The 23,816-nt window shown below is 61.0% G+C and carries 21 protein-coding genes; 7 read left to right on the forward strand and 14 right to left on the reverse strand.

Going from position 1 to position 23,816, the window contains the following annotated elements:
- The first annotated feature begins 1 nt into the window (after position 1).
- Positions 2 to 694, forward strand: a complete 693-nt coding sequence (locus tag J1G18_RS18290; protein WP_098967431.1) for an extensin family protein — start codon at positions 2 to 4, stop codon at positions 692 to 694.
- 4 nt (positions 695 to 698) lie between these two features.
- Here J1G18_RS18290 and J1G18_RS18295 read toward each other — a convergent pair whose 3' ends face one another.
- The gene (locus J1G18_RS18295) at positions 699 to 1,319 is read right to left on the reverse strand and encodes an energy transducer TonB (RefSeq protein ID WP_223008258.1); all 621 of its coding nucleotides are present in this window, start codon (positions 1,317 to 1,319) and stop codon (positions 699 to 701) included.
- Between the two features lie 93 nt (positions 1,320 to 1,412).
- Here J1G18_RS18295 and J1G18_RS18300 point away from each other — a divergent pair, with 93 nt between their 5' ends.
- Positions 1,413 to 2,195 (forward strand): class I SAM-dependent methyltransferase, encoded by a 783-nt coding sequence (locus J1G18_RS18300; protein WP_262415618.1) that lies wholly within the window; start codon positions 1,413 to 1,415, stop codon positions 2,193 to 2,195.
- 106 nt (positions 2,196 to 2,301) lie between these two features.
- Here the strand turns inward: J1G18_RS18300 and J1G18_RS18305 are convergent, their stop codons facing one another.
- The gene (locus tag J1G18_RS18305; protein WP_223008220.1) at positions 2,302 to 2,937 is read right to left on the reverse strand and encodes a TetR/AcrR family transcriptional regulator; all 636 of its coding nucleotides are present in this window, start codon (positions 2,935 to 2,937) and stop codon (positions 2,302 to 2,304) included.
- Positions 2,938 to 3,031: 94 nt separating this feature from the next.
- Here J1G18_RS18305 and J1G18_RS18310 point away from each other — a divergent pair, with 94 nt between their 5' ends.
- From J1G18_RS18310 to J1G18_RS18320, 3 genes are all read left to right on the forward strand, one after another.
- The gene (locus J1G18_RS18310) at positions 3,032 to 4,132 is read left to right on the forward strand and encodes an efflux RND transporter periplasmic adaptor subunit (protein WP_223008221.1); all 1,101 of its coding nucleotides are present in this window, start codon (positions 3,032 to 3,034) and stop codon (positions 4,130 to 4,132) included.
- A 6-nt stretch (positions 4,133 to 4,138) separates the two neighbouring features.
- Positions 4,139 to 7,207, forward strand: a complete 3,069-nt coding sequence (locus J1G18_RS18315) for an efflux RND transporter permease subunit (protein WP_223008222.1) — start codon at positions 4,139 to 4,141, stop codon at positions 7,205 to 7,207.
- Positions 7,208 to 8,420: 1,213 nt separating this feature from the next.
- The gene (locus J1G18_RS18320) at positions 8,421 to 8,816 is read left to right on the forward strand and encodes a DUF6124 family protein (protein ID WP_223008223.1); all 396 of its coding nucleotides are present in this window, start codon (positions 8,421 to 8,423) and stop codon (positions 8,814 to 8,816) included.
- Between the two features lie 63 nt (positions 8,817 to 8,879).
- Here J1G18_RS18320 and J1G18_RS18325 read toward each other — a convergent pair whose 3' ends face one another.
- The 4 genes from J1G18_RS18325 to plsB all read right to left on the reverse strand — a co-directional run bounded on the left by J1G18_RS18325 (position 8,880) and on the right by plsB (position 13,322).
- Positions 8,880 to 9,569, reverse strand: a complete 690-nt coding sequence (locus J1G18_RS18325; RefSeq protein ID WP_086792179.1) for a DUF4197 domain-containing protein — start codon at positions 9,567 to 9,569, stop codon at positions 8,880 to 8,882.
- A 21-nt stretch (positions 9,570 to 9,590) separates the two neighbouring features.
- Positions 9,591 to 9,989, reverse strand: a complete 399-nt coding sequence (locus J1G18_RS18330) for a YbaY family lipoprotein (protein WP_223008224.1) — start codon at positions 9,987 to 9,989, stop codon at positions 9,591 to 9,593.
- 50 nt (positions 9,990 to 10,039) lie between these two features.
- Positions 10,040 to 10,726 carry a hypothetical protein gene (locus J1G18_RS18335; protein ID WP_223008225.1) on the reverse strand — a complete coding sequence of 229 codons (687 nt, stop codon included), beginning with the start codon at positions 10,724 to 10,726 and terminating at the stop codon, positions 10,040 to 10,042.
- Between the two features lie 97 nt (positions 10,727 to 10,823).
- Positions 10,824 to 13,322 carry a glycerol-3-phosphate 1-O-acyltransferase PlsB gene (gene plsB / locus J1G18_RS18340; RefSeq protein ID WP_223008226.1) on the reverse strand — a complete coding sequence of 833 codons (2,499 nt, stop codon included), beginning with the start codon at positions 13,320 to 13,322 and terminating at the stop codon, positions 10,824 to 10,826.
- Between the two features lie 236 nt (positions 13,323 to 13,558).
- Between plsB and J1G18_RS18345 the strand changes: the two genes are divergently transcribed.
- Positions 13,559 to 13,768 (forward strand): cold-shock protein, encoded by a 210-nt coding sequence (locus J1G18_RS18345; protein ID WP_016771489.1) that lies wholly within the window; start codon positions 13,559 to 13,561, stop codon positions 13,766 to 13,768.
- A 141-nt stretch (positions 13,769 to 13,909) separates the two neighbouring features.
- On the opposite strand, the gene J1G18_RS18350 is transcribed toward J1G18_RS18345, so the two are convergent.
- From J1G18_RS18350 to J1G18_RS18365, 4 genes are all read right to left on the reverse strand, one after another.
- Positions 13,910 to 14,287: a hypothetical protein gene (locus J1G18_RS18350; protein WP_134785536.1), complete on the reverse strand. Its 378-nt coding sequence runs from the start codon at positions 14,285 to 14,287 to the stop codon at positions 13,910 to 13,912.
- A 75-nt stretch (positions 14,288 to 14,362) separates the two neighbouring features.
- Positions 14,363 to 15,172: a putative RNA methyltransferase gene (locus J1G18_RS18355; protein ID WP_223008227.1), complete on the reverse strand. Its 810-nt coding sequence runs from the start codon at positions 15,170 to 15,172 to the stop codon at positions 14,363 to 14,365.
- Positions 15,172 to 16,323, reverse strand: coding sequence for a succinyl-diaminopimelate desuccinylase (gene dapE / locus J1G18_RS18360; RefSeq protein WP_223008228.1), 1,152 nt, complete (start codon positions 16,321 to 16,323; stop codon positions 15,172 to 15,174). The genes J1G18_RS18355 and dapE overlap by 1 nt, the downstream gene beginning before the upstream one ends.
- Before the next feature lie 240 nt (positions 16,324 to 16,563).
- On the reverse strand, positions 16,564 to 19,155 hold the full coding sequence (locus J1G18_RS18365; RefSeq protein ID WP_096795823.1) for a glycosyltransferase: 2,592 nt from the start codon (positions 19,153 to 19,155) through the stop codon (positions 16,564 to 16,566).
- Between the two features lie 382 nt (positions 19,156 to 19,537).
- On the opposite strand from J1G18_RS18365, the gene tcdA reads away from it, so the two are divergent.
- The gene (tcdA, locus tag J1G18_RS18370; protein WP_003222099.1) at positions 19,538 to 20,356 is read left to right on the forward strand and encodes a tRNA cyclic N6-threonylcarbamoyladenosine(37) synthase TcdA; all 819 of its coding nucleotides are present in this window, start codon (positions 19,538 to 19,540) and stop codon (positions 20,354 to 20,356) included.
- Positions 20,357 to 20,458: 102 nt separating this feature from the next.
- Here tcdA and J1G18_RS18375 read toward each other — a convergent pair whose 3' ends face one another.
- The 4 genes from J1G18_RS18375 to J1G18_RS18390 all read right to left on the reverse strand — a co-directional run bounded on the left by J1G18_RS18375 (position 20,459) and on the right by J1G18_RS18390 (position 23,647).
- A complete protein-coding gene (locus tag J1G18_RS18375) occupies positions 20,459 to 20,863 on the reverse strand; it encodes a SufE family protein (RefSeq protein ID WP_134785539.1) in 405 nt (134 codons plus the stop codon).
- Complete coding sequence (locus tag J1G18_RS18380; protein ID WP_223008229.1) at positions 20,860 to 22,065, reverse strand: aminotransferase class V-fold PLP-dependent enzyme; 1,206 nt, start codon at positions 22,063 to 22,065, stop codon at positions 20,860 to 20,862. The genes J1G18_RS18375 and J1G18_RS18380 overlap by 4 nt, the downstream gene beginning before the upstream one ends.
- Positions 22,066 to 22,217: 152 nt before the next feature.
- A complete protein-coding gene (gene dapD, locus J1G18_RS18385; protein ID WP_085697324.1) occupies positions 22,218 to 23,252 on the reverse strand; it encodes a 2,3,4,5-tetrahydropyridine-2,6-dicarboxylate N-succinyltransferase in 1,035 nt (344 codons plus the stop codon).
- Positions 23,253 to 23,284: 32 nt separating this feature from the next.
- Positions 23,285 to 23,647: an ArsC family reductase gene (locus J1G18_RS18390; RefSeq protein WP_003222107.1), complete on the reverse strand. Its 363-nt coding sequence runs from the start codon at positions 23,645 to 23,647 to the stop codon at positions 23,285 to 23,287.
- Between the last annotated feature and the right edge of the window lie 169 nt (positions 23,648 to 23,816).

The following is a 23,816-nucleotide window of genomic DNA, read 5'->3' on the forward strand; positions in this document are numbered from 1 at the left end:
CATGGGTCGCTGGATCGCGCTGTCGTTACTGCTGATCATCGCGGGTGCCGTGCTCAGCGTCTGGCGCGGCTGGCTCGATGTGCCGGCCGAGTGGAACCCGTGGGCGCCGCTGGACGTGAAGGCAGCGCCGAACGGGTTGACCGGTTTCAAGCTGATGCGCCTGCGCGGCAATCCCGAATTATGCGCACAAGTCCTGAGCAACTCGGGTCTGCGCGTCACCGCGCAAGCCGACAGTCCCGATGCCAAGTGCCCGCTGATCGGCACCGTGCGCGTGCAGGGCGGCGAGGTGGCGCTGAGCAGCAGCTTCCTCGCCAGTTGCCCGCTGGCGGTGGCTTACGCGATGTTTGAACGGCATACCCTGCAACCCGCCGCGCAATCTGTTTACGGGCAGAGGGTGGCGCGCCTTGATCACCTCGGCAGCTTTGCCTGTCGCAATGTCTATAACCGCGAGAGCGGGGCGCTCAGCCGGCATGCCAGTGCCGATGCGCTGGACATCAGCGGTTTTCGGCTGGCGGACGGGCGCAGCATCAGCGTGCTCAAGGACTGGCCGAAGCAGAATCAGGATGCGCAGTTTCTGCGGCAGGTGCGCGATGGCGCCTGTGAGGCGTTCAGTGTGGTGTTGAGTCCGGATTACAACGCCGCCCACCGCAATCACTTTCATGTCGATGTCGGGCGCTGGAGCGTGTGTCGCTGAGGGATCAGGCGGCGAGGCGCAGGTTCTGCAGGACGATCGGGCGCGCCCAACCGTTATCGAAGTCCAAAGCCTTCTGCTGCTCGACGATGTCTTCCGGCGGGAACGGCGGATAAGGTTTTTGCAGCAGATCGAGGTCGAATTCGGCAATTGGCAGGTACAGCGGCTTCTTCTGTGGCGCCGGGCCAGGCTCGGGAAGCGGCTGACCATTGTTGATCACGATTGGACGGACCCAGCTGCTGTCGAAATCCTGCTGTTCTTGCTGAGCCTTGAGTTCTTCTGGCGGGAACGGCGGGAACGGCTTGTCCAGCAGATCGGTTTCGAACTCGGCGATCGGCAGGAACAGCGGCTCCGGCGGACGCACTTCGGTGTCGACCACGTCGCACTGACGCTGCTCGACGATGTGCGCGTGCAGCTCGCTGCCCAGGGTCGGTTCTTCCGGGCTGTTCAGATCAACCGGTGGAAAGGTGCCACAGGCCGGCACCACATCGCTCGATTGTTCGGCCAGGGCCTGGGCAAAGAAATCCTGCCACAGGTGACTGACGCCGCCCAATGCTTGAGTGTTATGACGGCTGAAGTCACCCTTGGGCGAAATGTAGCCAATCGATGTGGGAAGAATGCCTGACATTTTTTTCGGTTGACGCTCAGCTCTGGCAAAATGCGCGTTGATTGGTTTATCGGCCACTTTTTGCCGATCCTTAACTTTTTTGAGCGTGTTTTCATGATTGAGCAACCCGCGGCCTGCCGCATCCATGTCCAGGCCCTCGGCCCGACGTTTGAAGCGCAAGCCAAGCAATGGGCCGAGCGTCTGGGCCTGCCGCTGCAGGTGGACGGCGGCGAGTTCGCCTTGCAGGTCGGCGAGCAGGGTTTGCAACTGCAGCAGCTCGGCCCGGATGCACCAGGGCCGGTGCGGGTGGACTTTGTCGAGGGGGGCGCGGCGCACCGGCGTCTGTACGGCGGCGGCAGCGGGCAGATGATCGCCAAGGCGGTTGGCATCGCCCAAGGCGTGCGCCCTCGGGTGCTGGACGCCACGGCGGGGTTGGGCAAGGACGCGTTCGTGCTGGCCAGTCTGGGTTGCGAGATGAGCCTGATCGAGCGTCAGCCGTTGATCGGGGCGTTGCTGGAGGATGGTCTGGCGCGGGCGGCGGAAGATTTCGATGTGGCGCCGATTGTCGCGCGGATGAAGCTGCTCAAGGGCAACTCGATCGAGGTCATGCGCAACTGGGAGGGCGAGCCGCCGCAGGTGATCTACCTCGACCCGATGTTCCCGCACCGCGAGAAAACCGCGCTGGTGAAGAAGGAAATGCGCCTGTTCCGGCCACTGGTCGGGGATGATCCGGATGCGCCGGCGCTGCTCGAGGCGGCGCTGGCCCTGGCGACACACCGGGTGGTGGTCAAGCGCCCGCGCAAGGCACCGTGCATCGAGGGGCCGAAGCCGAGCCATGCGCTGGATGGCAAGTCGAGCCGGTATGACATCTACCCGAAGAAAGCGTTAAAACCTTAAGACCGAGTTGCGCCCATTCGCGAGCAAGCTCGCTCCCACATTTGGAATGCATTTCAAATGTGGGAGCGAGCTTGCTCGCGAAGGCGTCCGCAAAAACTCCGCAAAATCAGGGCCGATACGCCCGCATGAACAACCCCACCACTTCCTGCACATGACTCTCTGAAGCCTCTTCGCTCAGCGGCTCACCGCAGCAATACAACAAACGAAAATTCCCCGCGCCCTTGATCAGGCAGAAGAAATGCTCGGCCGCATTACGCGGCTGATCGATGCGCAGCGCGCCGGTCTCGTCGATGCGTTTCAGCAGCCGCTCCATGCCTTGCACCATGCGCTCGGGGCCGGCCTCGAAGAAGATCTGCGACAGCTTCGGATCCTGCGTGCCCAGCGCCATCATCAAGCGATGCAGATTCACCGACTCGTCGCTGTTGATCAGTTGATGAAAGCCTCGGGCAATGTTCAGCAACACATTTTCCACGGGGATTCCGGCGGGCAATTCGAAGAACAGCGGCGGTAACTGCTCCTCGCATTTGGCCATCACCGCGGAGGAGAACAGCGTCTCCTTGTCGTTGAAGTGGCTGTAAACCGTCAGTTTCGACACGCCAGCCTCGGCGGCGACCGCGTCCATGCTGGTGTTGGCGTAGCCGTGACTCAGAAACAGGGTTTTCGCCGCGTCGAGGATCGCCCGGCGCTTGGCCGGATCCTTCGGACGGCCCGGGCCGTTTGGAGCTGCAAGATTGTTCGACATTCTTCGCTTTTAATACTGGACTGGTGAGTTTGCTATTAATACCATACCGGCCAGTATAAATATTCCAAGCACCATTAGCGAAAGGTCCGTCACCATGTTCCGCCATGCGTTGTCGTTTGCCGTGCCAGTCAGCCTGGCTGTTTTATTGTCCGCATGCGGTCAGGAAGAGGCGACGCAAGTCAGCATTCGACCGGCCATGGTGGTGCAGCCAGAGCCTTCGGCGCAGGCGATGGAAAGTTATCCGGGCGAGGTGCGCGCCCGTTACGAACCGGATCTGGCATTCCGCATTGGTGGCAAAGTCAGCCGACGACTGGTCGAAGAAGGTCAGCGCGTGAAGGCCGATCAGCCATTGGCCGAGCTCGATCCGCAGGATGTGCGCCTGCAACTGGAAGCCACCCGCGCACAGGTCGCCGCCGCCGAAGCCAATCTGAACCTGGTGCGCGCCGAGCGTGACCGCTACAAGACGCTGATGGAACGGCAGATGGTCAGCCGTTCGGCCTACGACAACGCGGAAAATCTCTACCGTTCCGGCGAGGCCCGCCTCAAGCAGATCAAGGCCGAATTCAACGTCTCGACCAACCAGGCCAGTTACGCCGTGTTGCGCGCGCCGCAGGACGGCGTGGTGGCAAAGCGTTCGGTGGAAGTCGGGCAAGTGGTTGCCGCCGGGCAAACCGTGTTCACCCTCGCTACTGATGGCGAGCGCGAAGTGTCGATCAGCCTGCCGGAGCAGAGCTTCGGGCGGTTCAAGGTCGGCCAGCCAGTGACCGTTGAACTGTGGACGCAGCAGAACCAGCGCTTCGCCGGGCAGATTCGTGAACTGTCGCCGGCAGCCGACCCGAAATCCCGCACCTTCGCCGCGCGCATCTCGTTCACCAGCGGCAAAGTTCCGGCTGAGCTCGGGCAGAGCGCCCGGGTGTTCGTGCAATCGGCGGATGCTGTGCCGCTGTCGGTGCCGCTTTCGGCCCTGACTGCCGAGAACGGCGCGACCTACGTCTGGGTCGTCAACGCCAACAACACCTTGAAAAAGACCCCGGTGCGCATCGGCCCGTTCGGCGAGAAAAGCGTGCCAGTGCTCGAAGGCCTCAACGCCAGCGACTGGGTGGTGGCTGCCGGTGTTCACGTATTGCTCGAAGGTCAGCAGGTGCGGCCTGTGGATCGCTCCAACCGAGTGGTCAATCTGGCGGACAAGGAGTAAGTCCCGATGCGCTTCAACCTTTCTGAATGGGCGCTGCGTAATCGCCAGATCGTACTGTTCCTGATGCTTTTGCTGGCCATCGTCGGCGCCTTGTCCTACACCAAGCTCGGCCAGAGCGAAGACCCGCCGTTCACCTTCAAGGCCATGGTCATTCAGACCCGCTGGCCGGGGGCGACCGCGCAGGAAGTCTCGCGTCAGGTCACTGAACGCATCGAAAAGAAATTGATGGAAACCGGCGAGTACGAACGCATCGTGTCGTTCTCCCGCCCGGGTGAGTCGCAGGTCACGTTTATTGCCCGCGACTCGATGCATTCCAAGGAAATCCCTGACCTCTGGTACCAGGTGCGCAAGAAGGTCAGCGACATTCGCCAGACCTTGCCGCCGGATATTCAGGGGCCATTCTTCAACGATGAATTCGGCACTACGTTCGGCAACATCTATGCGCTGACCGGCGACGGTTTCGATTACGCGGTGCTCAAGGATTACGCCGATCGCATCCAGATTCAGCTGCAACGAGTCAAAGATGTCGGCAAGGTCGATCTGCTCGGTTTGCAGGACGAGAAGATTTGGGTCGAGTTGTCCAACGTCAAACTCGCCACTCTCGGTTTGCCACTCTCGGCCGTGCAGCAAGCGCTGCAAGAGCAGAACGCGGTGTCCACCGCCGGCTTCTTTGAAACCGGCAGCGAGCGCGTGCAACTGCGGGTCTCGGGGAATTTTCAGACGGTCGAGGAGATCAAGAACTTCCCGATCCGCGTCGGTGACCGGACGTTCCGCATCTCCGATGTCGCCGATGTGCATCGCGGTTTCAACGATCCACCGGCGCCGCGCATGCGCTTCATGGGTGAAGATGCCATTGGCCTCGCAGTAGCGATGAAGGACGGCGGCGACATTCTGGTGCTGGGCAAAGCGCTGGAAGGCGAGTTCTCGCGCCTGCAGAAAAACCTTCCGGCCGGCATGCAATTGCGCAAGGTGTCCGACCAACCGGCGGCGGTGAAAACCGGGGTCGGCGAGTTCGTCCAGGTGCTGGTCGAGGCGCTGGCGATCGTGTTGCTGGTGAGCTTCTTCTCCCTCGGCGTGCGCACCGGGATGGTGGTCGCGTTGACCATTCCGCTGGTGCTGGCGATGACCTTCGCCTGCATGTATTACCTGGGCATCGGCCTGCACAAGATCTCGCTCGGCGCGCTGGTGCTGGCGCTGGGTTTGCTGGTGGACGACGCGATCATCGCCGTGGAAATGATGGCGATCAAAATGGAGCAGGGCTTCGACCGGATCAAGGCTGCGAGCTACGCTTGGACCAGCACTGCGTTCCCGATGCTTACCGGTACGCTGATCACCGCCGCGGGTTTTCTACCGATCGCCACCGCGCAGTCCGGCACTGGCGAATACACCCGTTCGATCTTTCAGGTGGTGACCATCGCGTTGCTCGCCTCATGGGTGGCAGCGGTGATGTTCGTGCCGTATCTGGGGGAAAAACTCCTGCCGGATCTGGCGAAGATTCATGCGGCCAAACACGGCACAACTGACGGCCAGGCCGACCCGTATGGCACGCCGTTTTATCAACGGGTTCGACGTCTGGTGGAGTGGTGCGTGGCGCACCGCAAAACGGTGATTGTGCTGACCGTAGGTCTGTTCATCGCGTCGGTGATGCTGTTCCGTTTCGTCCCGCAGCAGTTCTTTCCGGCCTCCAATCGACTGGAATTGATGGTCGATCTGAAACTGGCCGAAGGTGCGTCGCTGGCCAACACCACGGCCGAGGTCAAACGCCTGGAAGCGATGCTCAAGGATCACGCCGGCATCGATAACTATGTGGCGTATGTCGGCACCGGTTCGCCGCGCTTCTACCTGCCGCTGGATCAGCAACTGCCGGCGGCGAGCTTCGCCCAGTTTGTGGTATTGGCGAAAAACATCGAAGAGCGTGAGAGCTTGCGTACCTGGTTGATCGAAACCCTTAACGAGCAATTCCCGACTCTGCGTTCGCGGGTCACGCGTCTGGAAAACGGTCCGCCGGTTGGTTATCCGGTGCAGTTTCGCGTCACCGGTGAGCACATCGAGGAAGTCCGTGCGCTGGCGCGCAAAGTGGCGGCCAAGGTGCGCGAAAACCCGCATGTGGTCAACGTGCACCTGGATTGGGAGGAGCCGAGCAAAGTGGTGTACCTGAACATCGATCAGGATCGTGCGCGGGCGCTCGGTGTGAGCACGGCCAATCTGGCGAAATTCCTCCAGAGCTCGCTGACCGGCTCGAGTGTCAGCCAGTACCGCGAGGACAACGAGTTGATCGAGATTCTGCTGCGCGGCACGGTGCATGAGCGCACCGAGTTGACGTTGCTGCCGAGTCTGGCGGTGCCGACCGATAACGGTCGCAGTGTGGCGCTGTCGCAGATTGCCACGCTGGAGTACGGGTTTGAGGAAGGGATCATCTGGCACCGTAATCGTCTGCCGACCGTGACTGTGCGTGCCGACATTTACGGCAAGGAGCAGCCGGCGACGCTGGTCAAGCAGATCGAGCCGACGCTGGATCCGATCCGTGCCGAATTGCCTGACGGGTATCTGCTGGATGTTGGCGGCACGGTGGAGGATTCGGAGCGTGGGCAGAAGTCGGTGAATGCCGGGGTGCCGATGTTCATTGTGGTGGTGCTGACGTTGCTGATGGTGCAATTGCGCAGTTTCTCGCGCACGGCGATGGTGTTTCTGACGGCGCCGCTGGGGTTGATCGGGGTGGTGTTGTTTCTGATGGTGTTCCGCCAGCCGTTCGGGTTTGTGGCGATGCTGGGGACGATCGCGCTGTCGGGGATGATCATGCGCAACTCGGTGATTCTGGTGGATCAGATCGAGCAGGATATTGCCTCTGGTCTTAAGCCTTGGCAGGCGATTATCGAGGCGACGGTACGGCGGTTTCGGCCGATTGTGTTGACGGCTTTGGCGGCGGTGCTGGCGATGATTCCTTTGTCGCGCAGTGTGTTTTTCGGGCCGATGGCGGTGGCGATCATGGGGGGGTTGATTGTGGCTACGGCTTTGACGCTTTTGTTTTTGCCTGCTTTGTATGCGGCCTGGTTCCGGGTGCGTCGCGACGCTTGATGGTTTTGGACTTGGCGGCCTTTGGGCCGACCAGGTTCTGGGTGTTCTTTGTGAATATCCATTGCTTCGGGTGCTGCCGCTGGCGGTTTCGCTTTTACAGCGACTCCCTTTGGCAAACGCCCCAAAGGAAGCAAAGGTCTTGGCCCCGGCGTACGGCCCTCGCTTAGGCTCGGGTTCCTTCGTTGCGGGGTTCATCCGGGGGCATCGCCTCCGGTTTGCTTCGCTGCACCTCCTCTCGATGTGTTCGACTTCGTCGAACGGTCGCTGTGCTCCCACCCCCGGATAAACCCCTCCACTCAGCCTGCCGAAGGGGCCGGCACGGCAAGATCAAAAGCTGCAGCCGAGCTTGCGCTCATCCTGTTGAGTGGTGAAAAGCATGTGGTCTGTCTGGACTGCTTTGCTTTTCTGTGGGAGCTGGCTTGCCAGCGATGGCGGCCTGACAGCCGACCAATCTCCAACTGACTCACCCAATCCCACTGTAGGAGTGAGCCTGCTCGCGATGGCGGCCTGACAGCCGACCAATCTCCCACTGACCGCAGCCAATCCCACTGTGGGAACTGGCTTGCCAGCGATGGCGGCCTAGTAGCCGACCAATCTCCAACTGCCCACACCCAATCCAAATGTGGGAGCGGGCTTGCTCGCGAAGGCGGCCTGACAGTCGACCAATCTCCAACTGCCTGCATCCAATCCCACTGTAGGAGTGAGCCTGCTCGCGATGGCGGCCTGTCAGCCGACCAATCTCCAACTGACCGCAACCAATCTCATTGTGGGAGCTGGCTTGCCAGCGATGGCGGCCTAGTAGCCGACCACTCTCCAACTGCTTGCACGCAATCCAAATGTGGGAGCGGGCTTGCTCGCGAAGAGGCCCGCCCAGCCACCCAACCTCTCTGGTCTGTTTAAAAATGTTCCAGATAACCAGAACCTTCCCACAAGGTTTTCAGGTTGCCCGTCGGAAGCGCGATCTCTAGCCTGAGTCTGTCGTTGCCAATTCAGCGACCGGGTCTGCAAGCCCGCCGATAGTTTGTTAGGTGCTGATCAGCGCCCCTATAATCGTGGCGCTTTTTAGCGGCCATCGTTTTATGGTGGCTGTGTGCGGGATACCTTTGGGTATGCCGAGGGCCTAACAACTCGGTCTTGCAGACCCGTGCACAGCTGCCACCCGTCATCTGCAAGTGATGGTGGTAGCTCCACTTGCATAGTTAGGAGTTCCACCATGTTCAAACACACCCCGAATCCCCCCGAATCCGCACCAGAATCCACCCCCGAACGGCCAACCGACCCCGTCTCCCCCTACGCCTTCCTCGACTCGCGCAAGCTCCACGACGCAGCCCTGCGTGCGCTCGATCACTACCTCCTGCCCCAGCCTGAAAAACAGCCCAAACCCGTCACTCAGCCCAGCACAATCTTCACTGTCCTCCCCGAAGTCGATTCCGAAACCTTGCTGGCCCATGTCTGTGAAACTCTGGCCTCGGCCAATGTCATGGCCAGTGAGTTGGCGTTTACCCTGAGCGGTCCGACGTGCAGTCAGCTTCTCGGTATCCAGCAGATGATTTCGCTCGCGGAGCTGTCGGTTAACCGCGTCCTCGATCAAGTCGATCCGCAAGGCTGACACGCAACAAAAAGCCCGCTGACCTTCACAGGTTCAGCGGGCTTTTTCGTGCCGCGGCAAAAATTACAAGGTGCCGAACACTTTCTTCGCCAGACCCGTCGCTGCAGCAGCCGGATTCTTGCGAATGGTTTCTTCCTGTTTGCCGATCATTTCGAACAGGCCATTGAGCGCTTGTTCGGTGACGTAGTTTTCGACGTTGGCGCTCTTCGCATCCACCACGCCGAGGGTCGCGGCCTGGCCGGCGAAGGCGTTGTACTTTTGTGCGACGCCGACTTTGTCGGTGGCTTGTTTGACGATGGGCAGGAACTTGGCGCGGATCTGTTCGCGGCTGGTTTTGTCCAGGTATTGGGTGGCCGAGTCAGTGCCGCCGCTGAGGATGCCCTTGGCGTCGGCCACGGTCATTTTCTTCACGGCGTCGACGAGGATCGGCTGGGCCTGGGTTACGGCGCTTTCTGCGGCCTTGTTCATCGCGGTTTCGAGTTCGTCGACCTGTGCGCCCATGCCGAAGGCTTTCATCTTGCCGGCGACTTTGCCGAGTTTGCCCGGCAGTTCGATTTTCACTTCCGGGTTGTTGCTGAAGCCGCCCGGGGTGCCGAGTTGTTTGACGGCGATTTGCGCGCCTTGGGTCAGGGCGTCCTTGAGGCCGCCGGTGGCGTCTTGTTGCGAGAGGTCGCTGAGCGACAGTGCCAGGGCGCTGGCAGAGATCATCAAGCCCGCGCACAGGCCGGCGAAGCGAAGGGTAGGGCGGAGCATGGCAGCTTCCTTGAAAGACAATTAGCGAATGGCGTCGACGCGGATTTTCAGCGGCTGCGGATCGTTGCCGTCCAGTTGCACGGCGTGGTTCTCGGTGGTGATGAACATCAGCTCGCCCTTGACTTCGATGCGCGCGCTGACCGAGTAGCGGTGGCCGGGTTTGACCTGGGCCGGATCGTAACTCAAGTGGAACGGCAGCGGCACCTGGCCTTTGACCGGGCCTTTCTGTTCGTCGATGACCACCGCCGGTGCGTCGGCCAGCGACACGTCCTGCAGGCTCACGCTCAGGGTCGCGCTTGGTGGCAGGGCGATGCGTTGCAGGTAGAACACTTCGCCGTCGAGGCCGACTTTGCCGGCGGGGGTGGTCGACTGGCAGGCGCTCAACAGGGTAGCTGCGGCGAGAAGGGTGAGTTTTTTCATCGGGACCTCTGAGACGGTTGCGCCGGAAGAATCCCGGCGCCGAAGGAAATCTAGCGGATTTTGGTGCCAGCGTCAGTGAACAAACGTAAGGGTTTTTCCAGCCACTGCATTAATTTCTGAAACGACAGCGCGCTTGTGTTGGGCATCGCGGGAGCCAGTTCGACTTGTTCAGGCGAGATCACAAGACGTTGATGGTAGCGGTTTTCAATACCCGTCAGTGCATAGCGTTTACCGGGTATAACGCTGTCAGGATCATATTTCAGATAAAACCCGGAGACTGACTGTTCGTCCTGTTTGACATGCACCAGCTCAACTTCGGGAGACTCTGCTTCATGCAGACTGATGGTGACCGCTTCTTCTGGCGCAACAATCTCGGCTTCTTGAGCCTCGACATATAGAAACCCGATCGGGCTCAGGTGCAGGGTTTGGCGATGGGGAGTGTTGTTGACAGTGACGAAGTAGTCCTGCTCGATCAGCAACGGTATTTGGTCATGAAGGATCTGCACATTGACTTGGTACCTGACGCCTACATCGGCGTAGTGATGAGGGAAGTCAAATTTCCAGCCGGCGTCGAAGATCGCAGCACGGTGCCAGTCCTTGATGTTAATAGGCGATTGGGAATTGAAAACTTTGACGCTGACAATGGTTTCATTGACACCATCGGCAGGCGCGTGGAATTCGGGCGGTAGACGGAAGTCCAGGATTACTGTGCAAGTTTCTTCGTTTAACAGGCTCATCTCGATATCCGTATCGTGATTGGTGGGTTGCGCCTATTAATCCATGAATCAACTAACGGGGCCATTGAAGTGCGCGCCCGTTAGTTGTCAGCAAGTTTCAGACTTGTGGTGTATCCGCTGTTTCGGCGGCATCTTCACTGCGATGCAAAGCCACCTGACGAATCGACAGACGAATCTCCGCCGGCAACACCCGTTTGGCAGCGCCTTCGGCCAGTTCGCCGAGCAGTTCGTGGTAGCTCAGCTTGCCCGCTTCGTCGCGGCGCAGCACGTCGAGGTCGAGCAGGGTCTGGATGAAGTGGCGGAACAGGCTCTTGTCGAAGAACTCCGGGGCATTCAAGCCGTGGAGGATCGACAGGCGCTGGGCCATGACCGTGCACAGGTCCTCCAGCTCTTCGGCGCTGATGCTGTTCTGGCCGCTGTTGAGCAGCAGGGACACGGTCATGTAGAAGCGCTGCAAGGTCTGGGCGATGCTCTTCGACAGCAGGGTCAGCAACACAAAGTGCCGCGAACTTGGCGCCGGACGCATATACACGTCCTTCTCGAAACGCAGCAGGCCTTGTTCGACGAACGCTTCCAGCCATTGATCGACCACGCCGTCCAGTTCCTCCAGCGACCAGCGAATGAACAGCTCCGACTGCAAGTACGGATACAACGCGCGGGTGTAGCGCAGGATCTGCTCGCGGCTCATGCGCGAGGTGCTCTGGAAGAAGCTCGCCAGCAGCGCTGGCAAGGCGAAGATGTGCAGCACGTTGTTGCGGTAGTAGGTCATCAGGACGGCGTTCTGCTCGTCCAGATAGAGAATCTTGCCCAGCGCATCGTTCTGCTCGGACAGCAGATCCATGTCCTTCACATGCTCGATCAGCGCGTGGCCATCGCCTTCCGGCAGGGTCGTGTGCGGCGAGTACGGGACTTTGCGCAGCAGCGCCAGATACAGATCCAGCACCCGCGCCATGGCCCGATCGTCCAGTGCCAGGCGGGTGGTCGAGAGCAGCGCCAGCGCCACCAGATTGACCGGGTTGATCGCCGCTGCTTCGTTCAAGTGCTGCGCGACTTTCTCGCCAAGGCGGTTGGTGGTCTCGTTGAGCCACGCCGGTTTGTACTGCGGGCCGAGTTCCTGCTGGCGCCAGTCTGGCTGTTCGCTGTCGAGGAATTCCGCGAGTTTGATCGGCTCGCCGAAGTTCACCGCGACCTGACCGAAGCGCTGCTTGAGCGCACCGATGACTTTGAAAATGTCGAAGATCGACTCTTTCTTCTTGCTCGCGCCACGCAGTTCGCCGAGGTAGGTGCGACCTTCAAGCACGCGCTCGTAACCGATGTACACCGGCACGAACACGATCGGCATCCGCGACGAGCGCAGGAAGCTGCGCATCGTGATCGCGAGCATGCCGGTCTTCGGTTGCAGCATGCGTCCGGTGCGCGAGCGGCCGCCCTCGACGAAGTACTCGACCGGGAAACCTTTGGTGAACAGGGTGTGCAGGTATTCGTTGAACACCGAGGTGTACAACGGGTTGCCCTTGAACGTGCGGCGCATGAAGAACGCGCCACCACGGCGCAGCAGGCTGCCGATCACCGGCATGTTCAGGTTGATCCCGGCGGCGATGTGCGGCGGGGTCAGGCCGTTGCGAAACAGCAGATACGAAAGCAGCAGGTAGTCGATGTGGCTGCGGTGGCACGGCACGTAGATCACTTCGTGACCCTGGGCGACCTTCTGCACGCCTTCGATGTGGTTGACCTTGATCCCGTCGTAGATCTTGTTCCAGAACCAGCTCAGCACCACTTCGAGGAAGCGGATCGCGGTGTAGGTGTAGTCCGAGGCGATTTCGTTGCCGTAGCGCAACGCCTGGGCCTTGGCTTTTTCCAGAGAGATGTTCTCGCGCTCGGCCTCTTCGACGATCGCTTGCTTGACCAGTGGCTGGTTGAGCAGGCCCTTGACCAGATTGCGCCGGTGGGAAATGTCCGGGCCGATCACCGCGGCTTTCAGATTGCGGAAATGCACGCGCAGGATGCGCTGGGCCATGCGCACGGTGCGTTCGTGGCCCTTGTTGTGTTCGATCAGTTCGCGCAGGTGGATCGGCGCGGAGAACTGCACGCGAGTCTTGCGCCCGAGGACGATGATGCTCAGCAGCCGACGCAGGCGCCCGGTGACCGCCCAGCTGTCGGCGAACAGCAGCTTCCACGGGCTGTTTTCGCTGTCCGGCGACTGGCCCCAGAACACGCTGACCGGAATGATCTGCGCGTCTTCGGCGGCGTTCTGGGTCAGGGCGCTGACCAGACGGGTCAGGGTCGGCGGTGCGCCGCGCTTGTCCTGACGGCCGAGCCAGTCAGGATCCGGCGTCAGATAGAAAAACGCCGCCGGTTCGATCAACGGCCCGACCGACACCGGCAGCACCGGACGCGGCAGACCGGCCTTGGTGCACTCGGTGTCGACTACTGCCAGATCGGTGAGCGAGGGATTTTGCAGGACGTAGAACACCGGACGACTGCGGTCGAGGTTGAGGGTGAACGACGACTGGTTGATCGTCTCCGAGCGAACCCAGAGGTACAACAGTCGGCGCAAGGTGCCAAACACAAGACGGCGGAACGGGGAACGGGTCATACGGCTTCTGCATGAGTGAATAAAACCGAGCAGATGCTCGGGGGCGGACAGTGTGCCGGATTCATCGAAAATCGGCAAAAAAGCGGCGAAGTAAACTCCTGTTGAGAGTTTTGGCGCGTGTCATATACTCGGCAATCTGTCGCCGGGGCCCTTTATGGACGTCGGGCGCAGGCTGACGTTCCGCAAAGGCTTTCCTGCGAAAAGCCTGTTCAATAATAAAAAAGGAGTATGAACAGATGGCAACACGTGAAACCGGCAATGTGAAGTGGTTCAACGACGCCAAGGGCTACGGCTTCATTCAGCGCGACGACGGCGTGGACGTGTTCGTGCACTACCGCGCGATCCGTGGCGAAGGGCATCGCTCGCTGACTGAAGGTCAGCAGGTTGAGTATGCGGTGATTACTGGCGAGAAGGGATTGCAGGCTGAGGATGTGGTAGGTCTGTAACACAACCCTCCAAAACATCCCAAAACCACTGTGGGAGCGGGCTTGCTCGCGAATGCGGTGTATCAGTCGATATCAATAGTGACTGATACACCGCATTCGCGAGCAAGCCCGCTCCCACATTTGGATCTGCGTTGACTGTTGTTACGCGGTCTTCCAGGTGATCTCTTCTTCACCGTCTTCGCTGATGCGAATCCAGCGATCAGCCGTTTCCTCACCTTCTTCCTCGACCCACGTTCCCGGTGCGCAACGCACTTCGACGTTCAGCGCGGCGAAAGCTGCACGGGCGCAGGCGATGTCGTCGTCCCATGGGGTCGCGTCGCTTTCCAGGTACAGGCTGTTCCACTTGCCCACGGCTTTCGGCAACCAGGTCACCGGGATGTTGCCGGCCTTGCACTTGTAGGTCTGGCCTTTCTGTACCCAGTCGCTGCACGGGCCCAGAGCCTCACCGAGCCAGGCGGAAATCGCCTTGTGGTCGACGTCGGCGTCTTTCAGGTAAATCTCGATATCCGGTTGGCGCATGGATGTCCTCACTGCGGGTCTGAAAAATCCATTCGCGGATTTAGCCGGCCCCAGGCACTTGCCCGAGACCAAAAGTTATTGAAGAACGAAATAATCGTAGCGCATCGACACGGTGGTCACGAACGACTCGGCCTGTTCGATCACGGCGGCGCGGCGTTCGGCACTGGCGCGCCAGCCGTGGGGCGTCATCGCCAGCAGGTTGGCGCGATCCTCGGGCTTGTCCAGCGTCAGTTTGAATTCCAGAGTTTCGCTGTGCGCCAGCGCCATGCCTTCCGGCACCAGGGCCAGATGCTTGTCGTCGGTGTATTCGCGCACTTCGTCGTACAGACGTTCGCGCAGTTCCATCAGGTGGCCGCTGGTCGGGCCGACCTTCATCAGGCCGCCGCCGACGCTGAGCAGGCGCTTGGCTTCTGCCCAGTCCAGAGGGCTGAAAACGCTGGCGAGAAACTGGCAACTGCCCGACGCCAATGGCACGCGGGCCATGCTGGCGATCAACCAGGTGATTGCCGGATTACGCTTGCAGGCGCGTTTGACCGCCTCGCGGGAAATGTCCAGTGCGTAGCCATCGGCGTCCGGCAGGGCATCGGCGATCTGTGCGGTGTAGTAACCCTCACCGCAACCAATATCGACCCAGCGTGCCGGCGCATAACTTGCCGCCAGTTCGGCCAGACGCTTGGCCACCGGAGCGTAATGCCCGGCATTCAGGAAGTCGCGGCGCGCCTCGACCATCGCCTGATTGTCGCCAGGGTCGCGACTGTTCTTGTGCTGCACCGGCAACAGGTTCAGGTAGCCCTGACGCGCGCGGTCGAAGCGGTGGCCGGCGGGGCAGACCACGCCGTTGTCGACGCTGTTCAGCGGTTCACTGCAGATCGGGCACGCGAGCATCAGGCGAGCAACTTGATCAGGGTCTGGTAGTAGATCTCGGTCAGCACGTCGAGATCGGCCGCCAGCACACGTTCGTTGACCTGGTGAATGGTCGCGTTGACCGGGCCCAGCTCAACCACTTGCGTACCCATGGTCGCGATGAAACGGCCGTCGGAGGTACCGCCGCTGGTCGACGCCTTGGTCTCGCGGCCGGTGATGTCCTTGATGCTCGACGACACCGCGTCGAGCAGCGCGCCCGGCTCGGTGAGGAACGGCAGACCGGACAGCGCCCAGTCGATGTGCCAGTCCAGACTGTGTTTGTCGAGGATATCGGCCACGCGTTTCTGCAGGCCTTCGACGGTGGATTCGGTGGAGAAGCGGAAGTTGAACACCGCCACCAGATCACCCGGGATCACGTTGGTCGCGCCGGTGCCGGAGTTGACGTTGGAGATCTGGAAACTGGTCGGCGGGAAGAAATCGTTGCCGTGATCCCAGTGCTCGGCGGCCAATTCGGCCAGCGCCGGAGCGGCGAGGTGGATCGGGTTCTTCGCCAGATGCGGGTAGGCCACGTGGCCCTGCACGCCGCGCACGGTGAGCTTGGCGCCGAGCGAGCCGCGACGACCGTTTTTCACCACGTCACCGACCAGTGTGGTGCTCGACGGTTCGCCGACGATGCACCAGTCCAGACGCTCCTTGCGCGCCACCAGACGTTCCACCACAGCCTTGGTGCCGTGGTGCGCCGGGCCTTCTTCGTCGCTGGTGATCAGGAACGCGACCTTGCCCTTGTGGTTCGGGTAGTCGGCGACAAAGCGCTCGGCGGCCACGGTCATCGACGCCAGGCTGCCTTTCATGTCCGCCGCGCCGCGACCGCAGAGCATGCCGTGTTCATCGATCACGGCGTTGAACGGTTCGATCTGCCAGGCAGTCACCGGACCGGTCGGCACCACGTCGGTGTGGCCGGCGAAGCACAGCACCGGGCCGTCGTCGTTGCCGTGGGTGGCCCAGAAGTTGTCCACGTCCTCGATGCGCATCGGCTCCAGGGTGAAACCGGCATCGCCCAGGCGCTGCATCATCTGCTTCTGGCAATCGGCGTCGACCGGCGTCACGGACGGACGGCGGATCAGGTCGATGGCGAGTTGAAGGGTCGGCGAAAGGTCGGCGTGGGCCGTCATGGAAAACTCCGGAGTCATGAATGTGGGCGCGGACTGACTGTAGGAGTGAGCCTGCTCGCGATTGCAGTGTGTCAGTCAACTTAAACATTGATTGTTACAACGCAATCGCGAGCAGGCTCACTCCTACAGGGGATGGTGTCCGGTCAGTCAGACCGTGTATCCCGCCAAGCCCTGCAAAATGGCGGTTATCTTAAAGCAAAACGGCGACCATTGGCCGCCGTTTAGTGGATCAAAGAGGAATTAGACGACAGGCGCCGGTTCAGGCGCTGTCGCAGGTTTTGGCAGCGACGAGAGGAACGCCATGATCAGCGCGGCCAGGTATGGCAGCGACTGCACCAGCAGCATCGCCACCCAGAAGCGCATGTCGTTGCTCGGAATGCCCTGCACCAGGTAGATCCCCAGCGCCGCGCCCCACAACAGCAGCATGATGAACAGCTCTTCCCGCGCTTCGGAAATCGCCACCCAGAAACCATGGTTGTCGGCGTTTTTCGGCGTGCGGAAGAACGGAATGCTGCTGGTGAAGAAGCCGTACAGCACCGCTTTGGCGATGGTGTGCGACAACGCCAGGCCAGCCAGTGCGGCGCAGAACGCATCCTTGAGGTTCACGCCCACGGCGCGACGGTAGAGGAAGATGATCTTGCCGACCTTGAACACGAACAGCGCCAATGGCGGGATCGCGAAGATCAGCAGCGGCGGATCGACCCGTTGCGGCACGATGATCATCGCCGCCGACCACAGCAGGGCGCCGACGGTGAAGAAGATGTTCATGCCGTCCGCGACCCACGGCAGCCAGCCCGCGAGGAAGTGGTAACGCTGGCCACGGGTCAGCTCGGTGTCCTTGCCGCGCAGCAGGCTGCGGGTGTGGCGCTTGATGATCTGGATTGCGCCGTAGGCCCAGCGGAAACGCTGCTTCTTGAAGTCGATAAACGTATCCGGCATCAGACCCTTGCCGTAGCTGTCGTGGTAATACGCCGCCGACAGGCCTTTTTCGAACACGCGCAGACCGAGTTCGGCGTCTTCACAGATGCACCAGTCGGCCCAGCCCAGCTCTTCCAGAACCGAACGCCGGGTCATGGTCATGGTGCCGTGCTGGATGATCGCGTCGCGGTCGTTACGGGTGACCATGCCGATATGGAAGAAGCCTTTGTATTCGGCGTAGCAGAGCTTCTTGAAGGTGCTTTCGTTCTGGTCGCGGTAATCCTGCGGCGACTGCACCACGGCGATTTTCGGATCGGCGAAGTGCGGCACCATGTGCTTGAGCCAGTTCGGATGCACGCAGTAGTCGGAGTCGATCACCGCGATCACTTCGGCGTCCTTGGCGGTGTGCGGAATCAGGTAGTTCAGCGCACCGCCCTTGAACCCGGCCAATGGCGCAACGTGGAAGAACTTGAAGCGCGGGCCGAGGGTGGCGCAGTAGTCGCGTACCGGTTCCCAGACGGCCGGGTCTTTGGTGTTGTTGTCGATGATCAGGACTTCATAGTCCGGGTAATCAAGGGCGGCCAAGGCGTCGAGGGTCTGTTTGACCATCTCCGGCGGCTCGTTGTAGCACGGTACGTGGATCGAGACTTTCGGTCTGTAGTCCGAATCGCCCACCACCGGCAGGAATTCACGCCGGCGCTTGTGGGTCCAGACCGCCTCGGCCAGTTCATGCGCTTCGGTCAGCAACACGATAAACACCCCGAGCGCACCCAGTGCCAAGAGGAAACCCACCGTCAGGCTGAACCACGTGCTGTATTGCTGGCTGTAGTCGTAACCGATCCACACCAGCACCGAACCGCAGAGGAACGCGATAAAGGTCAGGAAGGTGCGGCCACGCTGGCGCAGGGCCGAGCCGTCGATCATCAGCAGGGTCAGCGACAGCAGCGCCAGCACCACCGAACCGATGGCCAGCACGCGCCATTGCGGGATGGCGACGACCGGGCCTTCGAAGTTGAATTTCTGCTGGCGGGCGGCGTTGAACACGCCCCAGTAGGCGCCCACCGAACCTTCGTCACTGGCCTTCCACGGCTGGTCGAACGCTTCGATCACGAAGTAGTTGAAGCCTTGGCGGTTGAGCTTGTTGACCAGCGTGCGCAGGTAGATCGCCTGATCCGCCGGCGACGCATCGGCGCCACCGCGCATGCGCCCGTTGCTCGGCCAGCCGACTTCGGACAGCAGCAACGGTTTTTTCGGGAACAGCTTTTTCAAGTCGCGGGCGCGGTCGAAGACGAACTGCCCGGCCTTGTCGACCGGAATGAATTCCCAGTAAGGCAGCACGTGCGCAGCGATCAGGTCGACGTGCTTGGCCAGTTCCGGGTGCTCTTCCCAGACGTGCCACTGCTCGGAGGTGGTCACCGGCACTTTCACCGCCGCGCGCACCCGATCCAGCAGCACGCTCAGTTGTTCGGCAGTGATTTCCTTGCGGAAAATCGCTTCGTTACCGACCACCACGCGAACCACGCTGCGCGAGGTGTTGGCCAGTTCGATGGCGCGCTGGATCTCGCGCTCGTTGCGTTCCTGATCGGGGCTGATCCAGATCCCGAGGGTCACGCGCAGACCGAATTCTTCCGCCAGTTTCGGGATGTCCTGCAGCGAACCGTCGACCGAGTAGATGCGGATGTTGTCCGTCAGCTTGCTCATGATCTCCAGGTCGCGGCGCATTTCGTCGTCAGTCGGATACTGATCCTTCTGCGGGAATTGGCCCTGCTGGAATGGCGAATAAGAGAAACCGGAGATCTGCTCCGGCCAGTTGGGCGCGGAGACCGGGCGGTTGATCAGCGCCCAGAAACCGGTGAACAGGGCGGCGATTGCCAGAACCACCACCAGGTTGAGACCAAATTTACGCGATGACATAGCTATTTCGGGTTCCAAAGGCTGTGGAACGAAGGAACGGATCGGCTTACGCCAAAAGGGCGCGAATCCTACACCGGCAGTTCACTGCTCGTACACCGGGCAGGAAAATGCCCGACATTGGGCAGTCCAACCTGATTTAAGTTCTTTAGTAACAGCTTGTAAGAGAAAACTTTGTTGTTTAGTTATAGCAATTCCCAGTGGCGAGGGAGCTTGATCCCGCTGGACTGCGAAGCAGGCCGCTTTTCAAGGGCCGCTTCGCGACCCGGCGGGAGCAAGCTCCCTCGCTACAAGGCTTGCGCAAAACGGCGGCGTTCATCGTTCATAGCGTCAAAGATGCTCTTGGCCGCCGACGGCCCTATAATGCGCGCCGGTTTTTGGGGTAATGGTCATGAGTACAGAAGATCCGCGGTTTGCAGGCATCGCCCGTTTGTATGGCATCGAGGGCCTCGAGCGCCTGCGTGCGGCCCATGTGGCGATTGTCGGCGTCGGTGGCGTCGGTTCCTGGGCGGCGGAAGCCATGGCCCGCTGTGGCGTCGGTGAGATTTCGCTGTTCGACCTCGACGACGTCTGCGTCAGCAACGCCAACCGCCAGTTGCACGCGCTGGACAGTACCGTCGGCAAACCCAAGGTCGAAGTGATGGCCGAGCGCCTGCGCGGGATCAATCCGGATTGCACCGTGCATGCGGTGGCGGATTTCGTCACCCGCGACACCATGGCCGAGTACATCACGCCGAACATCGACTGCGTGATCGACTGCATCGACGCGGTCAACGCCAAGGCTGCGCTGATCGCCTGGTGCAAACGCCGCAAGATCCAGATCATTACCACTGGCGGTGCGGGTGGGCAGATCGATCCGACGCTGATTCAGGTCTGCGACCTCAACCGCACGTTCAACGACCCGCTGGCCTCGAAAGTGCGTTCGACGTTGCGTCGCGACTATGGCTTCTCGCGTACCGTGACTCGCCATTACAGCGTGCCGTGTGTGTTCTCCACCGAACAACTGCGCTATCCGAAACCGGACGGCAGCATCTGTTTGCAGAAGAGTTTTGTCGGCGACGGGGTGAAGCTCGACTGCGCCGGCGGGTTTGGCGCGGTGATGATGGTCACGGCGACGTTCGGCATGGTCGCGGCGACCAAGGCTGTGGATAAGATTGTGGCGGGTGTGCGGCGGCCAGCGGATCGGGTGAAGCCTCAGGTTTGATTCTGGGGCTGAGGGCCTCATCGCGAGCAGGCTCACTCCTACAGGGGGACGCATTCCAATTGTAGGAGTGAGCCTGCTCGCGATGGCTGCGAAGCAGCCGCTTTATTTAGCCAACTCATTCATCCGCTGGAGCACGGCATTCAAGCCATTACTGCGCGAAGGCGACAACTGCCGCGAAAGTCCCAGCTGATTGAACCAATCGGGCAGATCCACCTGCTGCAACTCGGCAGCGCTCAAGCCGTTGACCCGCAACAGCAGCAACGCCACCAACCCACGAATCATCCGCGCATCGCTGGCAGCGCTGAACTGCCAGTGACCGTCCTGCAATTCCCCTACCAGCCACACCTGACTCTCGCAGCCATGCACGCGGTTGGTTTCGCATTTGTCCGCGTCATCCAGCGGCGGCAGACGATCGCCAAACTGCATCAGCAACCGCGCCCGTTGTTCCCAACCGGCGGCATTCTGAAAGGTCTGCAGCGCTTCGGCAGCGGCGAGCGGCAGGCTCATCGCAGCAACTCCAGGGCCTGATCCAGCGCTTCGAAGAAACGCTCCAGATCCTCGGAGTCGTTGTACAGCGCCAGTGACACGCGAATAGCCCCGGCCAGTTCGAAGCTTTTCAGCAACGGCATGGCGCAGTGATGCCCGGCGCGCACGGCGATACCTTGCTCGGTCAGCAAGTGCGCCAGATCGGCGTTGTGCACACCCTCGACGACGAAACTCGCCAACGCCAATTGCGGCTTGCCCAGCAGACGAATGCCGTTGCGCGCGGCCAAGCCTTGCAGCAGATAGGCGTGCAGCGCCGCTTCGTGGGCCGACACCGCGTCCTGATCCAGGCCAGCCAGATAATCGAGGGTCGCGCCGAGGCCGATCACGCTGGCAATCGGCGGCGTGCCCGCTTCGAAGCCCAGCGGGGCAGGGCGGAAGCGTGCATCGTGATAGTTGGCTTCCAGCACCATTTCGCCGCCGAACTGCCATGGCTGCAGTTGCTCAAGCGCCTTGTTGCGCCCGAACAGCACGCCGAGACCATCGGGGCCGTACAGCTTGTGGCTGGAAAACACATAAAAGTCGCAACCCAGCGCCTGCACGTCGTGGCGACCGTGCACCACACCCTGGGCGCCATCGACCACGGTCAGCGCGTTGTGCGCCTTGGCCATCGCCAGCAGCGCTGGCAGCGGTTGCCAGGCACCGAGCACGTTGGACAGCTGACTGACCGCCAGCAAGCGAGTGCGGGGGGTGATCAGACGCACGGCGGCGCCGAGGTCGATCACGCCGTCGGCGTCCAGCGGCAGGATCACCAGTTTTAGCTCGCGACGCTGTGCCAGTTGCTGCCACGGCAGCAGGTTGGCGTGATGCTCCAGGGCGCTGATGACAATTTCATCGCCCGGGTGAAAAAGATGTTCCAGGCCGTAGGCCAGGAGATTCAGCGCACTGGTGGCGCCATGGGTGAAGATGATCTGCCCGCTGTCACCGGCATTCAGCCACTGGGCAACCTTGAGCCGACTGTCTTCGAACGCCTGCGTCGCGTGGGCGCCTGGCAGATGCTGCGCACGATGCACATTGGCCGCGCCGTTGGCGTAGTAATGCGTCAACGCGTCGAGCAGGGCCTGGGGTTTTTGCGTGGTGGCGGCGTTGTCCAGATAGGTCTGGTCTTGCCGTTGCAGGGCGGCGATGGCCGGAAAGTCGGCGCGCCAGGGGGAGGGAATCATCACAGTTTTCAGCCCTGGTGAAGAGGGGCGGGATGTACGCCGAACCTTGTGGGAGCGGGCTTGCTCGCGAATGCGTCCTGTCAGTCAATAAGTTGCTGAATGACACTACGCCTTCGCGAGCAAGCCCGCTCCCACAGGGGGGATCATGTGGCTGCTTAGTTGTGAGCGTGCAGCGCTTCGTTCAGCTCGATCGCCGATTTGTGGGTTTTGCATTCCACGGCACCGGTTTCCGAATTGCGACGGAACAGCAGGTCAGTCTGACCGGCCAGTTCACGCGCCTTCACCACCTTGACCAGGTTGTTGTGCTCGTCCAGCAGCGCCACCTTGGTGCCGGCGGTCACGTACAGGCCCGACTCGACGGTGTTGCGGTCACCCAACGGAATACCGATACCGGCGTTGGCGCCGATCAGGCAGCCTTCGCCGACCTTGATCACGATGTTGCCGCCGCCCGACAGGGTGCCCATGGTCGAGCAGCCGCCGCCCAGGTCCGAACCCTTGCCGACGAACACGCCAGCGGACACGCGGCCTTCGATCATGCCCGGGCCTTCGGTGCCGGCGTTGAAGTTGATGAAGCCTTCGTGCATCACGGTGGTGCCTTCGCCCACGTAAGCGCCCAGACGCAGACGTGCCGCGTCAGCGATACGCACGCCGGCCGGAACCACGTAGTCGGTCATTTTCGGGAACTTGTCCACCGAGAACACTTCCAGCAGCTCGCCGCGCAGACGCGCTTCCAGTTGCAGTTCGGCCAGTTCGCTCAGGTCGATTGCACCCTGGCTGGTCCAGGCCACGTTCGGCAGCAGCGGGAAGATCCCGGCCAGGCTTACGCCGTGTGGTTTGACCAGACGATGCGACAGCAGGTGCAGCTTGAGGTACGCCTCAGGCGTCGAGGTCAGTTGTGTGTCTTCGGCCAGCAGGGTGGCGACCAGTGGCTTGTGGCTCTCGGCCAGACGGGTCAGCAGCTTGCCTTGAACGGCGTCGATGCCTTTGACCGCTTCAGCCAGTTGCGCAGCCTGTGCAGTGGTGAAGGTGATGGCCTGGTTGCCTTCGGTGTAACCGAGGATCGGCGCAACAGCGGCGACCAGTTCGGCCGACGGGTTGAGCAGTGGCTGAGCGTAGAACACTTCCAGCCAGGCGCCTTGACGGTTTTGCGTGCCGACACCAAAGGCGATGCTGAACAGAGAGTTGGACATGTGAATACCTCTAGCAATAAGTGACGGGCTGCTTACTTGAGTGCGGCCGCGTAGATGTCTGGCTTGAAGCCAATCAGGGTTCGGTCACCGAGATCGAGCACCGGGCGCTTGATCATCGAGGGTTGAGCGAGCATCAGTTCGATGGCTTTCGACTGGTCGAGATCGGCTTTACGTTCGTCGTCGAGTTTGCGAAAGGTCGTGCCTGCACGGTTCAACACCGTTTGCCAGCCGTGCTCGTCACACCATTGGGTCAGGTGCTCACGGTCGATACCGGCGGTTTTGTAGTCGTGGAAGTCGTAGCTGACAGCGTGTTCATCGAGCCAGGTGCGCGCCTTCTTCATGGTGTCGCAGGCTTTGATGCCGAAAAGGTGCAACGTTTTACTTGAAACGGTCAAGGAATCGCCCCCTTTACAGGTGCTGGAAAAAAATGGTGTCGGATTATGCCATGACCGAACGGTTTCGCGACGCCTGAGGTCGATTTCCCACCGCAAAACCCTGTAGGAGTGAGCCTGCTCGCGATGGCGATTTACCTGCCACTGATAATGTTGAATGTTAAACCGTTAT

The sequence above is a fragment of the Pseudomonas sp. MIS38 genome (assembly GCF_019891575.1).
Lineage (GTDB): Bacteria > Pseudomonadota > Gammaproteobacteria > Pseudomonadales > Pseudomonadaceae > Aquipseudomonas > Aquipseudomonas putida_A.

Excerpts from the sequence above, each read along its gene's own strand:
- J1G18_RS18290 (WP_098967431.1), top strand. The coding sequence starts at position 2 with ATGGGTCGCTGGATCGCGCTGTCGTTACTGCTGATCATCGCGGGTGCC.
- J1G18_RS18295 (WP_223008258.1), bottom strand. The coding sequence starts at position 1,319 with ATGTCAGGCATTCTTCCCACATCGATTGGCTACATTTCGCCCAAGGGT.
- J1G18_RS18300 (WP_262415618.1), top strand. The coding sequence starts at position 1,413 with ATGATTGAGCAACCCGCGGCCTGCCGCATCCATGTCCAGGCCCTCGGC.
- J1G18_RS18305 (WP_223008220.1), bottom strand. The coding sequence starts at position 2,937 with ATGTCGAACAATCTTGCAGCTCCAAACGGCCCGGGCCGTCCGAAGGAT.
- J1G18_RS18310 (WP_223008221.1), top strand. The coding sequence starts at position 3,032 with ATGTTCCGCCATGCGTTGTCGTTTGCCGTGCCAGTCAGCCTGGCTGTT.
- J1G18_RS18315 (WP_223008222.1), top strand. The coding sequence starts at position 4,139 with ATGCGCTTCAACCTTTCTGAATGGGCGCTGCGTAATCGCCAGATCGTA.
- J1G18_RS18320 (WP_223008223.1), top strand. The coding sequence starts at position 8,421 with ATGTTCAAACACACCCCGAATCCCCCCGAATCCGCACCAGAATCCACC.
- J1G18_RS18325 (WP_086792179.1), bottom strand. The coding sequence starts at position 9,569 with ATGCTCCGCCCTACCCTTCGCTTCGCCGGCCTGTGCGCGGGCTTGATG.
- J1G18_RS18330 (WP_223008224.1), bottom strand. The coding sequence starts at position 9,989 with ATGAAAAAACTCACCCTTCTCGCCGCAGCTACCCTGTTGAGCGCCTGC.
- J1G18_RS18335 (WP_223008225.1), bottom strand. The coding sequence starts at position 10,726 with ATGAGCCTGTTAAACGAAGAAACTTGCACAGTAATCCTGGACTTCCGT.
- plsB (WP_223008226.1), bottom strand. The coding sequence starts at position 13,322 with ATGACCCGTTCCCCGTTCCGCCGTCTTGTGTTTGGCACCTTGCGCCGA.
- J1G18_RS18345 (WP_016771489.1), top strand. The coding sequence starts at position 13,559 with ATGGCAACACGTGAAACCGGCAATGTGAAGTGGTTCAACGACGCCAAG.
- J1G18_RS18350 (WP_134785536.1), bottom strand. The coding sequence starts at position 14,287 with ATGCGCCAACCGGATATCGAGATTTACCTGAAAGACGCCGACGTCGAC.
- J1G18_RS18355 (WP_223008227.1), bottom strand. The coding sequence starts at position 15,172 with ATGCTCGCGTGCCCGATCTGCAGTGAACCGCTGAACAGCGTCGACAAC.
- dapE (WP_223008228.1), bottom strand. The coding sequence starts at position 16,323 with ATGACGGCCCACGCCGACCTTTCGCCGACCCTTCAACTCGCCATCGAC.
- J1G18_RS18365 (WP_096795823.1), bottom strand. The coding sequence starts at position 19,155 with ATGTCATCGCGTAAATTTGGTCTCAACCTGGTGGTGGTTCTGGCAATC.
- tcdA (WP_003222099.1), top strand. The coding sequence starts at position 19,538 with ATGGTCATGAGTACAGAAGATCCGCGGTTTGCAGGCATCGCCCGTTTG.
- J1G18_RS18375 (WP_134785539.1), bottom strand. The coding sequence starts at position 20,863 with ATGAGCCTGCCGCTCGCCGCTGCCGAAGCGCTGCAGACCTTTCAGAAT.
- dapD (WP_085697324.1), bottom strand. The coding sequence starts at position 23,252 with ATGTCCAACTCTCTGTTCAGCATCGCCTTTGGTGTCGGCACGCAAAAC.